Raw genomic sequence first — 244 nt, 5'->3', positions numbered from 1 at the left:
GGGCCGATCAGCAGCGGGAACACCGTCGTGCCCAGTGAATTCAAGGCCTGCGCTAGGTTGAGGCGGCTGTGCGAGGTCTCGGGTCGGCCGAGCAGGCTGATGTAGGGATTGGCGGCGACCTGCAGCAGGGTGATGCCGCTGGCGAGCACGAACAGCGCGGTCAGGAACACGCCGTACGACGGCAGCCGCGCCGCCGGGTAGAACATCGCGGCGCCGATCGACGCGATCACCAGGCCGATGACGA

Annotated in this window: 1 pseudogene; it reads right to left on the bottom strand. The window is 68.0% G+C overall.

Going from position 1 to position 244, the window contains the following annotated elements:
* Positions 1–244, bottom strand: a pseudogene (locus SB719_RS22040) (glucose/galactose MFS transporter); the annotation flags it as partial.

The organism is Pantoea sp. SIMBA_079 (assembly GCF_046940275.1).
GTDB classification, from domain to species: Bacteria; Pseudomonadota; Gammaproteobacteria; order Enterobacterales; family Enterobacteriaceae; genus Pantoea; species Pantoea borealis.
Note: the sequence above shows the minus strand (reverse complement) of the source record. Positions and strands in the feature narration are given on the sequence as shown.